This window comes from Leifsonia sp. Ger2509, from assembly GCF_055231915.1.
In genome coordinates, this window is record NZ_JBUYVB010000003.1 from 3,580,192 (window position 1) to 3,595,164 (window position 14,973).

At 68.9% G+C, this 14,973-nt stretch carries 10 protein-coding genes and 1 tRNA gene; 6 read left to right on the forward strand and 5 right to left on the reverse strand.

Annotated elements, in window-relative coordinates:
- Window positions 1-138: 138 nt before the first annotated feature.
- Window positions 139-2,982: a helix-turn-helix transcriptional regulator gene (locus ACV7NN_RS17350; protein ID WP_463350806.1), complete on the reverse strand. Its 2,844-nt coding sequence runs from the start codon at window positions 2,980-2,982 to the stop codon at window positions 139-141.
- Between the two features lie 133 nt (window positions 2,983-3,115).
- Between ACV7NN_RS17350 and ACV7NN_RS17355 the strand changes: the two genes are divergently transcribed.
- Window positions 3,116-4,921, forward strand: a complete 1,806-nt coding sequence (locus ACV7NN_RS17355) for an ABC-F family ATP-binding cassette domain-containing protein (RefSeq protein ID WP_463350807.1) — start codon at window positions 3,116-3,118, stop codon at window positions 4,919-4,921.
- A gap of 11 nt (window positions 4,922-4,932) precedes the next feature.
- Complete coding sequence (locus ACV7NN_RS17360; RefSeq protein ID WP_463350808.1) at window positions 4,933-6,549, forward strand: acyl-CoA dehydrogenase family protein; 1,617 nt, start codon at window positions 4,933-4,935, stop codon at window positions 6,547-6,549.
- Between the two features lie 96 nt (window positions 6,550-6,645).
- On the opposite strand, the gene ACV7NN_RS17365 is transcribed toward ACV7NN_RS17360, so the two are convergent.
- A complete protein-coding gene (locus tag ACV7NN_RS17365) occupies window positions 6,646-9,159 on the reverse strand; it encodes a CDP-glycerol glycerophosphotransferase family protein (protein ID WP_463350809.1) in 2,514 nt (837 codons plus the stop codon).
- A gap of 165 nt (window positions 9,160-9,324) precedes the next feature.
- Between ACV7NN_RS17365 and ACV7NN_RS17370 the strand changes: the two genes are divergently transcribed.
- On the forward strand, window positions 9,325-10,905 hold the full coding sequence (locus ACV7NN_RS17370; protein ID WP_463350810.1) for a delta-60 repeat domain-containing protein: 1,581 nt from the start codon (window positions 9,325-9,327) through the stop codon (window positions 10,903-10,905).
- A gap of 28 nt (window positions 10,906-10,933) precedes the next feature.
- Here ACV7NN_RS17370 and ACV7NN_RS17375 read toward each other — a convergent pair whose 3' ends face one another.
- Entirely contained in the window at window positions 10,934-11,428 is a 495-nt protein-coding gene (locus ACV7NN_RS17375) for a MarR family winged helix-turn-helix transcriptional regulator (protein WP_463350811.1), read from the reverse strand.
- Between the two features lie 122 nt (window positions 11,429-11,550).
- Here ACV7NN_RS17375 and ACV7NN_RS17380 point away from each other — a divergent pair.
- The 3 genes from ACV7NN_RS17380 (at window position 11,551) to ACV7NN_RS17390 (ending at window position 14,077) form a co-directional block, all read left to right on the forward strand.
- Window positions 11,551-11,622 (forward strand) — tRNA-Gln (locus ACV7NN_RS17380).
- A 52-nt stretch (window positions 11,623-11,674) separates the two neighbouring features.
- On the forward strand, window positions 11,675-13,099 hold the full coding sequence (glmU, locus tag ACV7NN_RS17385) for a bifunctional UDP-N-acetylglucosamine diphosphorylase/glucosamine-1-phosphate N-acetyltransferase GlmU (protein WP_463350812.1): 1,425 nt from the start codon (window positions 11,675-11,677) through the stop codon (window positions 13,097-13,099).
- Complete coding sequence (locus ACV7NN_RS17390; RefSeq protein WP_463350813.1) at window positions 13,100-14,077, forward strand: ribose-phosphate diphosphokinase; 978 nt, start codon at window positions 13,100-13,102, stop codon at window positions 14,075-14,077. It abuts the gene before it with no gap.
- A gap of 173 nt (window positions 14,078-14,250) precedes the next feature.
- Here the strand turns inward: ACV7NN_RS17390 and ACV7NN_RS17395 are convergent, their stop codons facing one another.
- On the reverse strand, window positions 14,251-14,613 hold the full coding sequence (locus tag ACV7NN_RS17395; protein WP_463350814.1) for a hypothetical protein: 363 nt from the start codon (window positions 14,611-14,613) through the stop codon (window positions 14,251-14,253).
- A 10-nt stretch (window positions 14,614-14,623) separates the two neighbouring features.
- Window positions 14,624-14,971 (reverse strand): DUF202 domain-containing protein, encoded by a 348-nt coding sequence (locus tag ACV7NN_RS17400; protein ID WP_463350815.1) that lies wholly within the window; start codon window positions 14,969-14,971, stop codon window positions 14,624-14,626.
- Window positions 14,972-14,973: the final 2 nt, after the last annotated feature.

Below are 14,973 nucleotides of genomic sequence, written 5' to 3' on the forward strand. Positions count from 1 at the left end.
GCAGAGCGCATGTCGGGTGTTGAGACGATCCGTTCGAGAAACGTGTCCACGCGATTCGCCGGGACGGTCGGGCATCCCAGGGTGGAATTCACGCTATCGACGCTTTCGCCGACGCACCAATCCCGGAGCGGAAAACCGTCAATTCTTGACGGGGTCGGTGCCGCGGCCCGGCCTGCGCGACCGGTTCGACCGGTCGCGGGCCGTGCGCACGAGGCTGCGCAGGTCGCGCCGCGAGGTGAGCCGCAACTTGGCCAGGATGTTCCGCACGTGGAAGTTGACGGTCGTCACCGAGACGTAGAGGTGTTCGGCGATCTCCTTGTTCGTCATCCCTGCCGCCAGAGCGTGGGCGACCTGCCGCTCGCGGGTGGTGAGGTCGGCGAACGGGTCGTGCCCCGTGGCCGCGAGGGCGGAATCGGTACCGGCCTTCGTCAACTCCCCGAGCATGTCCGTGCAGCGGGCGAGGTAGTCCGCGGCCCCGAGCCGCCGGAACACGTCTGCAGCGCGCTCGAGCAGCTCCGGCGCCTCCGCATGCCGTCCCGCGGCGGCGAGCAGCCGGCCCGCGTCCAGCATGGTCACGGCGTGGGGAAACGGGAAACGGGCTGCCGCGGGCGACTCCGTGGCCCGCAGGTAGGCGGTGATCGCCGCATCCGCGTCGCCTTCCGCCTCCAGTACGCGACCCTCCAGCCAGTCCAGCGAGCCGTAGTACGGCCGCCAGAGCCGGGACGCGTCGGCGCAGACGGCCAGTTCGGCCCTGGCCTCCTCGGCGCGGCCGAGCGCAGCCAGCGCGTCGATCCGGTAGGTCAGCCAGCCGAGGGTCGACGCGGGGAATGCTTCCCGCGCCGCCTGGTCGGTCGCCGCGAGCTGGCGCCCCCGGTCGCCGACGGCCCGCGCCAGCTCGGCACGTGCGATGAACGGCAGGTCGGTGTCGTAGGAGCCGCCGATCCCGGGTCTCGCATCGGCCGCCGACGCGAGTCGCTCGTCGACCGGCCCGCTCTCTCCGCGACCTGCCCGCACGAGGGCGGAGACGGTGAGAGCGATCGGCCATGCCGACAGGTCAGTCTCGTCGAGCGCGAGGGCGACCGCCGTGTCGGCGACCGTGACGGACTCGTCCCATTCGCCGAGAAGGAAGAGCGCGTGTGCGTAAATCGAGCGCCCGTGGCCGGCCGTCCAGCTCGACGGGAACTCCCGGATGAGCTCGTGCGCCCGTTCGAGGTCGTCGCGGGCGCGATCGAGGTCGCCGACGAGGATGAAGACGCGCGCGCGGGAGACCAGGGCGTCGACGACGGCGGGTGAACCCGGTGCGTCGAGGAGGGTGTCGAGTTCGGCGACTGCCGCCGCCAGCAGGGCGGTCTGCCCCATGTGGGCCGCCGCCGTGATGAGCCAGCCGAGAAGTCGCAGAAGCTCGTCGCGCGGCTGGACCAGCCAGCTGATGGACGGGTCGGCGACCTCGTCCCGATGCGTCGGCGAGTCCGCCAGGAACCGGCGCGCGATCTCGATCTGCCCGAGAACCGAACCGAAGTCGCGCGTGGCCATCTGGACCATCGGAAGCGTGCACGAGACATGTGCGCGCAGCACGCGCTCCTCCGCGGTGGTTGCGGGAGCCGCCTGCACTGCCAGGCCGAGCGCCAGCGCACCGGCGATGTTTCCGGTGAGCGTGCGCAGCTCGACCAGGATCGCGTCGCGCGCGCGGGACGACGGGAGCGCTTCGATCGCGGGCGCGAGGTCGAAGATGCGCTCGTGCAGCCGGAAGCGGAGCGCGAGCATGCCGAGCTCGATGAGTGCCCGTTCGTGCTCGTCGCCGGCCGCGGAGAGATGGACGGCGCTCCTGGCGTAGCTCATCGCTTCGCTGGTCCGTCCCAGCCCGGCGGCGTCGCGACTGGCCGCCATGAGCTCCGCCACGAGTGTCGGGTCGGCGTGATCGGCCGCCTCGACCCGGTGCCGCAGGGCGCGGTGACCGGTCAGAACGTCCGCGGCAGCGCGGTGTATTCCGGCGCGTCGAGTCACCGGGAGGTCCGCCGTGAGCGCGTCGGCGAGGATGGCGTGCGCGGGCTCCAGCCAGACGACTCCGTCGCGGACCCGCGATGCGACCAGGCCGCGACCGATCGCAGCGTCGATGTCGATATCCGTTCCCACACGGTCGGCGATGGTGCCGACGAGCGGCCTGGGAACGGGATCGCGGAGTACGGCGACGACCTCGGCCGCGGCGCGGGCGGAGGGAGCCGCTCCCTCCAGGGCCGCCGTGACGGCGCCCGACAGCGGGACCGCGGCATCCGCCGGGATCTCCCAGCCCGCCGGATGCAGGGCCTCGGCGAAAGTCTCCTTCAGTCGGGCCAGCAGCACAGTCAGCAGGAGCGGCGACCCCTGCGTCGCCGCGGTCAGGCGTGTGGCCGTGCGCCGCGATACCGCGTGCCCCAGGATGTCCGCGGCGAGCTCCTGCGTGTCATCGGCGGTCAACGGGGCGAGCTCGATCCGGGCGGTGTTCGGCAGGGCGCCGGCCAGCCCGTCGAACACAGGCGGCACTCCGGCGGGGTTCGGGCGGGTCGCGACGATGACGAGGAACGGCTGACCGATGAGACGGCGCACCGCGAAGCGCAGCGCCCGGGCCGACGCCTCATCGACCCAGTGCCCATCGTCGACCATGAGGCAGACCGGCGCGCCCACGCTGTCCACGGCGTCGAGGAGAAGGCGTCCGACGACGATGGCGCTGTCGCTCGGCTCCGGATTCCGCACGCGCGACGGCGTGCGCGCGTTCAGGCCGCGCACCAGGGTCTCCGCGGTCGCGTAACTCAGGTCGGACTCGAACGAATCGGCGCTCACCCTGACGACCGCCCAGCCGTCGAGCCGCTCCGCGATGTCCGACAGCAGCGTGGTCTTGCCGAGTCCAGCATCCCCGGTGACGAGCACGATCCCGCCGTCGGTCCGAGCTCGGTCGGCGACAGCGAGGATGGAGTTCCGAGGCAGGTCGCGGCCGACGATTCCCATGTCATCCCCCCACGACGGCAGCGCGTCCAGGTCGGGTCGGATGCGCCGGTCGGTTCGAGTCTTTCACGCGTGCACAGGTGGGCGGCAGCACCCATTCGGGTGCGGCCTCGTGCGCGGCTAAACTGAGCGCTACATGGCACACCTCCTCGGCGCGGAAGCGCTCCACCTCGAGTACCCGACCCGCATCATCTTCGACAGCGTGACCGTCGGAATCAACGAGGGCGACCGCATCGGCGTCGTCGGCCGCAACGGCGACGGAAAATCGACGCTGCTCTCCCTGCTGTCCGACCGGCTCCAGCCCGATTCGGGTCGCGTCACCCGTCGCCGCGACGTCACCGTCGGCGTGCTCGACCAGGGCGACGAGCTCGGCCCTGCGCTCACGGTCGGCAAGACCATCGTCGGCGAGCTCGACGAACACGTCTGGGCGGGGGATGCGCGGGTCCGCGACGTGCTCGCGGGACTCGTCGCCGACATCCGCTGGGATGCGCTCGTGGGCGACCTCTCCGGCGGCCAGCGGCGCCGCGTGGCCCTGGCCGCGCTTCTCGTGCAGGACCTCGATGTGCTCTTCCTCGACGAGCCGACCAACCACCTCGACATCGAGGGTGTCGCGTGGCTCGCGAAGCACCTGAAGTCCCGCTGGCCGGCGAACGCGGGCGGTCTTCTGATCGTCACGCACGACCGGTGGTTCCTCGACGAGGTCTCGACGGCGACCTGGGAGGTGCACGACCGCATCATCGAGCCGTTCGAGGGCGGCTACGCGGCGTACATCCTGCAGCGCGTGGAGCGTGACCGGATGGCCGCGGCGAGCGAATCGAAGCGGCAGAACCTGCTGCGCAAAGAACTGGCGTGGCTGCGCAGGGGAGCGCCTGCCCGCACCTCCAAGCCGAAGTTCCGCATGGACGCGGCCTACGAGCTGATCGAGAACGAGCCGCCACCCCGCGACACCGTCGCTCTCAGCCAGATGGCGATGGCGCGGCTCGGCAAAGACGTCGTCGACCTCCTCGACGCGACCGTCGTCTATCCGCCGAAGACCGTGCTGCGGGACATCGAGTGGCGCATCGCACCCGGGGAGCGCACCGGCATCCTCGGCGTCAACGGCGCGGGCAAGTCGACACTGCTCGGCCTCATCGCAGGAACCGTGCTCCCGACGAGCGGCAGGGTCAAGCGGGGCAAGACGGTGAAGATCGCGACGCTCACCCAGCAGCTCGGCGAACTCGACGACATCCTCGACGAGCGCGTCAGCGCCGTGATCGCGGGCAAGCGCACCACGTACCTCGCCGGCGGCAAAGAGATGACACCCGGGCAGATGCTGGAACGGCTCGGCTTCACGAGTGCCCAGCTGTCGACACCGGTCAAAGATCTCTCCGGCGGGCAGAAGCGCCGTCTGCAGCTGCTGCTGATCCTGCTCGACGAGCCGAACGTCCTCATCCTCGACGAGCCGACCAACGACCTGGACACCGACATGCTCGCGGCGATGGAGGACCTCCTCGACTCGTGGCCGGGCACCCTCATCGTCGTCTCGCACGACCGTTACCTGATCGAGCGGATCACCGACAACCAGTACGCGGTGATGGATGCGGCGCTGCGGCATCTTCCGGGCGGCGTCGAACAGTTCCTCGCGCTGCGCCGTACGGAGTCCGCTTCTCCCAGGGAGGCGGGCCAGGGTGCGACAGGGGCAGCAGCGGCGTCAGCGTCCGTCACGACGGCCCCGGCCCTCGCCGGCGCCGACCTCCGCAACGCGCAGAAAGAGGTCGCATCGATCGACCGCAGGCTGGCGAAGCTCGCCGACAAGGTCGCGAGCACCCACGAGCGGCTCGCCGAGCACGACCAGAGCGACTACCAGGGGCTCGGTGCACTCACCGACGAACTGCGCGCCCTCGAGGACGACGTCGCCGACCTCGAGACGCGCTGGCTGGAACTGTCGGAACGACTGGAGTAAGGCGTCCGCAGATGGCAACGCACGAGGTCACCAACCAGGTTCCGGCACGAACGGGCGTGGACGAGTTCCGTGCGAACACCCCCCTCGTCGAAGGCGTGCGGCTCTACGACGCGGCGTGGGCCGAGGGCGAGCTCGAGCGGGTCGGCGCACTGGTCGGCACCGAGGAGTTCCAGCGCGACGCCGAGCGCGCGAACACCTTCGAGCCCCGCCTCGTCACCTATGACCGCACCGGCAACAGGGTCGACGAGGTCGAATACGACCCGTCCTATCACCGCATCATCGCCGAAGCCGCGCGCGCGGGAGCCCACACCGCCGCGTGGGCGGATCCGCGACCCGGGGCAAACGTCGCCCGGGCGGCGACCTTCATGCTCTTCGCGCAGATCGAGCCGGGGCACGCCTGCCCGATCTCGATGACCCACGCCGCGGTCCCCGCGCTCGCCGCGAGCCCGGAGCTCGCGGAGACCTGGACGCCGCGGCTACTGAGCCGCGACTACGACGGGACGCTCCGCCCCGGCAAGGCGTCCGCGCTCTTCGGGATGGCGATGACCGAGAAGCAGGGCGGGTCGGATGTGCGCGCCAACACGACGCGCGCCGTCGACGCCGGTGACGGCAGCTGGCTCCTCACCGGCCATAAATGGTTCTGCAGCGCTCCGATGTCCGACGGCTTCCTCGTGCTCGCGCAGACGGATGCAGGGCTCGGCTGCTTCCTCGTCCCGCGGGTGCTCGACGATGGAACTCGCAACGTCTTCCTGATCCAGCGGCTGAAGGACAAGCTGGGCAACCGCTCGAACGCGTCGAGCGAGATCGAGCTCGACCGCACGGTCGGCTTCCTCGTCGGAGAGGAGGGGCGAGGCGTGCGCACGATCATCGAGATGGTCAACCGCACCCGGCTCGACTGCGTCTTCGGAAGCGCGGCCGGAATGCGGCAGGCGGTGGCCGAAGCGCTGTGGCACGTGCGGCATCGCCGTGCCTTCGGCGCCCTGCTGGTCGACCAGCCGGCGATGACGGCGGTGGTCGCAGACCTCGCCCTCGAATCGGAGGCGGCCACGGCCGTCTCTTTGCGTCTCGCCCGCGCCCACGACGACGATGCCCCGGATGTCGACCGGGCGTTCCGGAGGCTCGCAACCGCGGTGACCAAGTACTGGGTGTGCAAGCGAGGGCCAGGACACGCCTACGAAGCGCTCGAATGTCTCGGCGGCAACGGCTACACCGAGGCGTTCCCGCTCGCTCGCCGGTACCGCGAGCAGCCGGTCATGGCCATCTGGGAGGGGTCGGGTAACGTGATCGCCCTCGACGTGCTCCGGGCGATCGGCCGGGAGCCGGAGACGCTCGACGCGTTCGACGCCGAGGTCTCGTCGGCCCTGGGCGCGCATCCGGTGTTCGACGAGCACGTCGAGACGACCAGGCGCCTCGCGCGATCGCTCGCCGCAAGCGATTCCGCGCCGGCCCAGGCGCGCCGGCTGGTGGGGGCGATGGCGGTCGGCCTGCAGGCGTCACTCCTGCTGCGCACAGCGCCTGCGGCGGTCGCGGACGCGTTCGTGGCGGCACGCCTCGGCCCGAACAGGTCCGCCCTGTACGGCGAACTCGACCCCGGAACGGACCTCGCCGCCATCCTCGCCCGCGCCTGACCACTGGCGAGAGTCGCCGCTGCCGCCGAGCCGACCCGGCAGACGGGCGGTTGTCGGCCGTGTGGGCGATTCTCGGCGGAAAGGCGGGCGCGAGCGTCAGACGGGCTGAGGCTCGTCGGCGGTGGCGCCGATCGCGCGGTAGAACTGCTCGACGGCCTTGCGGTTGTAGGCGTGATAGTCGAAGACGCTGGCGGGTACGTCGCCGCCGAGGAACGCGATCATGCCGTCGGCGACGCCTTCGTCGGTCTGTGGCACGACCAGGCCCGACCCCGTCGGAAGCGCGTTCTTCGCCGACGCGAACTCCACGGTCACGATCGGCAGCCCCAGCACCAGCGCTTCGAGGATGACCATCGGCTGGCCCTCGTAGTCGCTCGACAGCACGAAGCAGTCCGAGCGGGCCATGATGACGTGCGGGTTGCGCTGCATTCCAGTCAGGAAGACCGCCCCCGTGAGGCCCAGCTGGGAGATCAGGGCTTTCAGGTCGTCTTCGAGCGGGCCGGAGCCCACGATGATCAGACGCGTCCGCGGATGGGCTTCGTGGACCTGCGCGAAGGCGCGGATGAGGCGTCCCTGGTTCTTCTCGGGCGAGAGCCGCCCGACGGTGACGAACGTTGTCACGTCGTCGTCGGGTGTCAGCAGCGCTTCAGCCCACTCGGGCACCCGGCCCGTCTCCTCGTCGAAGCTCGCGGCGCGCAGGTCGGCCGCGGCGTACTCCAGGATGTGGTCTGCGTCGACCGTGTTCAGGGCCGAGATGAACTTGTGCCCGTCGGCGAACTCGGCCAGTTCGGTGCGGTTGATGTCGGAGAGCGTCGGCGACACGGACACCAGGTGGTCGTACTGCTCGTAGAGCGTGAAGATCTGGGTGAGGCTGTGCAGCATCTTCTTCTGGCCGTCGACCTTGCGGTGGGCATCCGACGCGAGGTCGTTGTGCAGCCAGATCGACCGGACCGCATCGGGCGAGTGCAGAAGGAGAGCGGCCCAGAACGGGCCGTAGCCGCTGAAATCGACGACGTAATCGAACACGCTGTCGCCGAAGCAGCGGGTCCACTCGTCGTTCCAGAGCTCGTCCTGGATGGGGTCGTCCCGATGCTCGGCGATGCGCCCACGCCGGAAATGCAGGTGGCGGGCGAGGTGCCGCAGTTTGGGCCCGTTCATTCCGCCGACCCGCGGGAACTGCCGCACTGCCGGGTTGATCGCCTTCTGCTTTCCGATGGCCGCCTGGGACGTGCTCTGCGCGAAGAACGCCGAGACGTCGTACTTCTCGTGGTCGATGTTGTTCAGGAGGTTGAGGACCGATGTCGTGATGCCGTTGGGGCGCATCCCGCCGAGGTAGAGCAGGATCGACGTGCGGCCGTCCGAATGGTCGGTGCGCAGCCGGTAGCCGTCGGTGTTGCCGCGGAACACGATGTCGACCACGCGGTCGGCGGCGCGGCCGTCGTCGAACGCGCAGAACTCCTGCTGCATTTCCCGGTAGCGTTCCCGGTGCGAGGCGGGGATCGCGTCGCCGTCGGCCGCGATCGCGTTCAAGGTGTCGCCCAGCTCGTGCGCGGTGACCGCGACGGGGCCGGGCCACTGCGCGGGCTCCAGGTACAGGCCGCGCGTGTCGGAGTAGTCGGCGAGGTCGGGAGCGAAGAACGCGATGGGTCGTCCGGTCTCGAGGAAGTCGAAGAAGATGCTGGAGTAGTCCGTGATGAGGATGTCCGTCGCACCGAGGATCACGTTCGTCGGCAGCTCGTTCGGCACGAGCATCCGTTTCAGTTCCGGCCTCGTGTGCGCGAGGCTGTGGACGATCTGGTGCGTCTTCAGCAGCACGATGTAGCGGCTGGTGTCGATGCGGCTCTCGACAGCCGAGATGTGCGCGAGCAGTTCCTCGATGTCGTCGTTCGGCCGCGAGAAGGATGTGCCCTTCCACGTCGGCGCATACAGGATGACCTTGCGGTCGCCGAGCGGGATGCCCGTCTCGGCGAGCCTGGCCCGGATATCAGCGAGGCCGGCGTCGTCGAGGCGCTGCCGGTCGATGCGCGGGTAGCCCTCCTCGATGATCGTCCCGCGGTAGATCCCGCGCAGCTTGTACGCCGTCTCGTACATCTGGTCCGCCATGAACGCGTTCGCCGCCAGCAGGTAGTCGGCGGCGACGAAGTTGCGGACGATGTTGGCCGTCGCCAGAGCCCCGTCTTCGATGTCGTATCCCATCCGCTTGAGCGGCGTGCCGTGCCACGTGTTCAGGTAGACCTGGCCCTCGCGCTTACTGAAGTCGGGCGGAAAGGTCGCGTTGTTGACGAGATAGTTGCTGGTCGCGAGCGCACGAAAATAGGCAGGCGACCCATACCGCACGAACGACACGTCGGACCGGCCGGCGAACTCGGCGATCGTCGACCGGTACGTGTCGAAATCGGAGAGGACCCAGGTGTGGGTGAGGTGCCCGAGGTCGGGAGAGGCGAGGAGCTTGCGGAAGATCGCTTCGGGGTTGCAGAGCATGCCGTTGCCGGAGAAGGACTCGTAGAGGACCGACCCCGGCACGATCGGCTGGCGACGCCAGTACGCGTGGATCTCGAAGCGGGCGGCGCGCTTGACACGGGAGGGCAGTCGTTTCAGGCGTGACAGTCTCATCGCAGGCAATTGTATTGATTCGGGATAACGGTCTCCTGTGAGCCGCCTATGGGGACATCCACCACAGCGTCAGGCTGCGGGGAACGCTTAATCGCAGTCCGGCCGCCCCGTAGAAGCGGCGGAAAGTCACGCACGTGGTCGTGCGCGGCCGTAGCCTTCTCGCTTGTGTCAGCCTTGACTCCCGCCCCACGCGCGCACGTCCGCCCACTGATCTCGCGCATCGTACGAACCGGCCTTGCCGCTTTCGTCTGTGCAGGAGTCGTCGCCGGCGGCGCGTTCAGCGCGAGCGCATCCGATGCTTCTCTCGCCCCTGATGTGGCCTTCAGCGCCAACCTCGGTTCCGGCTTCAGCTACATCGTGGACTCGGTCGCTGTCGACTCCGAGGGCCGATACCTGGTCGGCGGGTTTTTCTCATCCGTCGACGGCGTGACTGTGGGCCGCGTCGCGCGGCTCAACGTCGACGGAACCCTGGACGACGCGTTCAACGCCAACCTCGGCGCGGGATTCGACTCGACCGAGGTGACGTCGGTCGCAGTCGACCCTGACGGAGGCTATCTCGTCGGCGGCTACTTCAGCACGCTGGACGGACACACTGGCAGAAGCCTGGCTCGGCTGGCCGAGGACGGCACACGAGACGCTGATTTCGCTGCGAACCTCGGGACGGGGTTCGAGGTGAACCGGGGGCCGCAGTGGGCGGCCCCCGTCGACGCCATCGCTGTCGATGGCTCCCGCAGGCTTCTCGTCGGCGGGATCTTCGACATCCTCAACGGCGCTCCCCATGGGAATCTGGTCGCTCTGAATCCGGACGGCACCCCGGACGCGGACTTCAATGCGAACGTCGGCGCCCGGTTCGCCGGTGGGCAAGTGGTGGCGATCGCCATCGATCCGGCCGGCCGCCATGTCGTCGGCGGAAGCGACTTCTCGGACGACGGAGTATTCGACGACCGTCTGGTCCGGTTGAATCCGGACGGAACTGAGGACGCGTCCTTCGCGGTGAGTGTCGGAACCCGGGCGACCGAGACCGTGCGAACGATCGCGGTGGATGCAGCCGGCCGGTACCTCGTCGGCGGACAGTACGCCACACTGAACGGTGAGCCCGCGAGCGGTCTCGTCCGATTGAACGACGACGGCACTCCCGACTCCGCCTTCACTGCGAACCTCGGAACCGGATTCAATGGCACGGTGTACTCGGTCGTCGTCGACCCGGCCGGCGGCTACCTCGTCGGCGGCGACTTCAGTACGTTCAACGGTTCACCGGCGAAATACCTGATGCGATTGAATTCGGACGGCACACCCGACACCGCCTTCAACGCAGGGCTCGGGGCCGGACCGAACAACTACGTGCACACGGTGACGGCCGAGTCCAGCGGGCGATACGTGATCGGCGGCTGGTTCACCCAGTTCGACGGGACTCCGGCCGGCCGACTTCTGCGGCTCGCGCCCGTGGATGAGGTGGAGCCGGGCGTTCCGGAGACGCCCGATTCCGGCGCAGAGACGCCCGATTCCGGTGCACAGACGCCCGATTCCGCTGCAGAGACTCCCGGAACCGAAGTCGCGCCGTCACACGCGAGCGTGCCACAGGACGCCACCGCGGGAGCGCGACCGATAGAGCCGTCAGGGAAGCTTGCTCACACCGGATCGGACGTGACGGCTCCCGCTCTGGTCGGCGCCGGCATCCTCGTTGTCGGCGCGGCTCTCGCCGCCGCATCCTCCCTCAGCTGTCGCCGGCGGCCGAAGCGCAGCTAGGCCGCCCAGCGGCGCAGCGGCGCAGCGCTCAGTCGAAACCGAGAGACAGCCGCCGCAGCAGGGCGGCCAATCGCTCCTGGTCGGTGGCCGACAGCGACGACAGCAGTTCCGCCTCGGCGTCGACCAGCCGGGTGATGGCCGCGTCGACCCGAGCCAGACCCTGCGCCGTCATGTGCACCAGGATTCCCCGGCCGTCGTTGGGGTCGGTGCGGCGTTCGACCAGGCCGCGCTCGACGAGCCGGTCGATCCGGTTCGTCATGGTCCCGCTCGACACGAGCGTCTGCTGCAGGAGCGCCTTCGGGCTGAGCTGGTACGGCGCCCCCGCGCGCCGCAGCGCGGACAGCACGTCGAACTCCCAGGAGTCGAGTTCCGACCGGGTGAATGCCGTCCTGCGCGCCCGGTCGAGGTGCTTCGAGAGCCGTGCGACGCGCGACAGCACTTGGAGGGGGGAGAAGTCGAGGTCAGGGCGTTCGCGGAGCCACGAGTCCACGATGCGGTCGACTTCGTCGCTGGCGTCAGGCATTTCTCCATGCTATTTCGTCATGCTCCGGTTTCGTCGCCGGCCCGTCCCGTGACCTCGCGCGTCCCGTTGCACCACCGCAGGTCTGGCAAACTGGGGGATGCGATCGCTCACGGTGGTCGCGTTCCGCCTTGGTGTAATGGCAGCACGACAGCCTTTGGAGCTGTTAGGTCCAGGTTCGAGTCCTGGAGGCGGAGCTACGTGAACCCGTGGCGGATCCTCGCCGCGGCTGAGAGGAAGTGAGCGCGCATGACCGATTCCCGTCTCGCCATCGTCATCCTGGCCGCCGGCCAGGGCACACGGATGAAGTCCGCCACCCCGAAACTCCTGCACCCGCTCGCCGGCGTCCCGATCGTCGGCCACGTGCTCGCCACGGCGCGCACCCTCGACGCGGCTCACGTGATCACGGTTGTCCGGCACGAGCGCGACCGGCTGGTGGAGGTCATCGAAGCCGACATGCCCGAGAGCGCGATCGTCGACCAGGACGAGGTGCCTGGCACGGGCCGCGCCGTCGAGCTCGCCGTCGCGGCGCTCCCCGCGGACTTCGACGGTGACGTGCTGGTCGTCAACGGCGATGTGCCGCTGCTGGACGCGCAGACACTGGCCGGGCTGATCGAGAAGCACCGTTCGGGACATGCGGCGGCGACCATCCTCTCCAGCTTCCCCGCCGACGCGGCCGGCTACGGACGGATCGTGCGCACCCCGGAGGGGCACTTAGACCGCATCGTCGAGCACAAGGATGCAACGGATGCCGAACGCGCGATCGGCGAGATCAACGCGGGCATCTACCTGTTCGGGCTCTCGGCCCTCCGCGATCAGCTGGCCTCGCTGACGACGGACAACGCGCAGGGGGAGAAGTACCTGACCGATGTGATCGAGCTGCTGCGTCGCGCAGGCTCCGAAGTGGATGCGCTTCCCGTCGCGGAATCGTGGCTGGTCGAGGGGATCAACGATCGCGCGCAGCTCAGCGAGGCCGCGGCGAAGCTGAACGCGCTCCTCGTTCGCGGCTGGCAGCTAGCGGGGGTCACCGTGCAGGACCCGGCGACGACCTGGATCGACCTCAAGGCGACGCTTGCGGAAGATGTCACGCTGCTGCCCGGCACCCAGATCCTCGGTGCGACGACGATCGCACGGGGCGCTGTCGTCGGCCCGGACACCACCCTGCTCGATTGCGAGATCGGCGAGAACGCCCGCGTCAACCGGACGGATGCGACGCTGTCGGTCATCGAAGCGAGCGGCACCGTCGGTCCGTTCGCCTACCTGCGCCCTGGCACCTATCTGGGGGCGTCCGGCAAGATCGGCACCTTCGTCGAGACCAAGAACGCCCGCATCGGCTCCGGAACGAAGCTCGCGCACTTCAACTATGTCGGCGACGCCGAGGTCGGCGAGCAGTCCAATCTCGGGGCAGGCGTCATCACCGCCAACTACGACGGGGTGAACAAGCACCGCACCGAGATCGGCTCCCACGTCAGGGTGAGCACGAATACCGTCTTCGTCGCTCCCGTTAGGATGGGGGACGGAGCCTACACCGGCGCAGGCACGGTCGTTCGAAAAGACGTCCCACCGGGCGCGCTCGCCATCACGGTGGCTCCACAACGGAATATCGAGGGCTGGGTCGCCACGAAACGCCCTGGCACCGACGCCGCACGAGCTGCGGAAGAGAGCGGGGAATAGGTGTCAGGAATCACGGCCACCGGGCAGAAACGTTTGGTTCTGATCTCGGGGCGTGCACATCCTGCTCTTGCACAGCAGATCGCCGATGAACTCGGCAGCGACCTGGTTCCGACCGATGCCCGCACCTTCGCCAATGGCGAGATCTATGCGCGCTTCGACGAGAGCGTCCGCGGGTCGGATGCGTTCGTCATCCAGTCCCACACCTCGCCGATCAACGAATGGCTGATGGAACAGCTGATCATGGTGGATGCGCTCAAGCGCGCCTCCGCCAAGCGCATCACCGTCGTGGCTCCCTTCTACCCATACGCGCGGCAGGACAAGAAGGGCCGCGGCCGCGAGCCGATCTCAGCCCGCCTGATCGCCGACCTCTTCAAGGTCGCAGGTGCCGACCGCATCATGTCCGTCGACCTGCACGCCGCGCAGATCCAGGGCTTCTTCGACGGCCCGGTCGACCACCTGTTCGCCATGCCTGTGCTCCTCGAGCACATGCGCAAAGAGCTCGACCCCGCGACTCTCACGGTCGTCTCACCCGACATGGGCCGTGTGCGCGTGGCGGATGTCTGGAGCGACCGGCTCGGCGTCCCCCTGGCGATCATCCACAAGCGCCGCGACCCGCTGGTTCCCAACCAGGTGTCCGTGCACGAGATCGTCGGTGACGTCGCCGGGCGCGTCTGCCTGCTGGTCGACGACCTGATCGACACCGGTCGCACAATCGTCAAGGCAGCCGAGGCGCTGAAGGCGAACGGCGCGATCGGCGTCGTCGTCGCGGCGACGCATGCTGTGTTCAGCGACCCGGCCACAGAGCTCCTGCAGAACGGTGCCATCGACTCGGTGGTCGTGACCGACACGCTTCCGCTGCCCGAGCACAAGCAGTTCGAGAAGCTCACGATCCTCCCGATCGCGCCACTGCTCGCCCGCGCGATCCAGCAGGTGTTCACCGAGGGATCGGTCACCTCGATGTTCGACGGCGCCGCCTGACCCTCAGTTCGTCGGTCATCTGTAGTTCGCGCGTGAGGAATTCAGGAATGTGTGCGGCGGGATGCGCGCGATTAGGCGTGAACCGCACCATCCACTGCACTTTCGGTCATCTGTGTGACAGGAATTCCTGAATTCCTGCCACACAGGACGAGTTCCGAGGCGCGAGAGCACCGTCAGCTGTTCGTCGCCGGCCGCGGCGGCCGCGGCGTCGTCGGGATGAGCCCGAGCGGCGCGACGAAGGTGGCATCGCCTTCCGTATTGAGTGCGTAGCACTGCCAGCCCGGACCGAACCGTGAGAAGAGCTCGAATCGTGCTGCTGAGCTCTGCGCACTCGGGGCGTACTGCCGCACATAGACCGAGCAGGTGCTCTCGGCCGTCGCTGAGGCCACTGACACGGTCGTCAGCACGCCGGGCAGGATGAGCGCGACCAGTCCCAGCACGACGACCACCCGGGTCATGCTCTTCCTCCGGCGCCCGTGCAGGGGTTGGCCGAGCGGCTCGTACCCTGCGAGCTCGGGGTGGTCGTCGAACGTCATGCTTCGAGTCTCAGTGCCGTACGAGCACTGACGCAACCCCTGCGGCGCAGGCGATCAGTGTCACCGCTCCGAGCGCAGCGATCGCGACGGTCGGTGCGGGCGGTGGAACGTGATGTCCGGAGTGGCCCGCGAGCGCCCGTCCGCGCAGGTTTCCGTACACCACGGCCCCGATGGCAGCGAGGACGAGCAGGACACCGACGAGGGTCAGGCTCAGCTGACCGTAGACGAGGCCGCTCCGCAGGGCGAGAAGTGCGTTGACCGTGATCACCAGGGCCGTGCGTGTCCACGAGAGGGCCGTGCGTTCACCCTGGAGGCCCGGATCACGCCCTTCCTCGGCGGGGGGCAGCCCTGCGGACATCG

What these genes read in the sequence shown, in the direction of transcription:
- ACV7NN_RS17355 (WP_463350807.1), top strand. Translation starts at nt 3,116, where the DNA reads ATGGCACACCTCCTCGGCGCGGAAGCGCTCCACCTCGAGTACCCGACC.
- ACV7NN_RS17365 (WP_463350809.1), bottom strand. Translation starts at nt 9,159, where the DNA reads ATGAGACTGTCACGCCTGAAACGACTGCCCTCCCGTGTCAAGCGCGCC.
- ACV7NN_RS17400 (WP_463350815.1), bottom strand. Translation starts at nt 14,971, where the DNA reads ATGTCCGCAGGGCTGCCCCCCGCCGAGGAAGGGCGTGATCCGGGCCTC.
- ACV7NN_RS17350 (WP_463350806.1), bottom strand. Translation starts at nt 2,982, where the DNA reads ATGGGAATCGTCGGCCGCGACCTGCCTCGGAACTCCATCCTCGCTGTC.
- ACV7NN_RS17375 (WP_463350811.1), bottom strand. Translation starts at nt 11,428, where the DNA reads ATGCCTGACGCCAGCGACGAAGTCGACCGCATCGTGGACTCGTGGCTC.
- glmU (WP_463350812.1), top strand. Translation starts at nt 11,675, where the DNA reads ATGACCGATTCCCGTCTCGCCATCGTCATCCTGGCCGCCGGCCAGGGC.
- ACV7NN_RS17395 (WP_463350814.1), bottom strand. Translation starts at nt 14,613, where the DNA reads ATGACGTTCGACGACCACCCCGAGCTCGCAGGGTACGAGCCGCTCGGC.
- ACV7NN_RS17360 (WP_463350808.1), top strand. Translation starts at nt 4,933, where the DNA reads ATGGCAACGCACGAGGTCACCAACCAGGTTCCGGCACGAACGGGCGTG.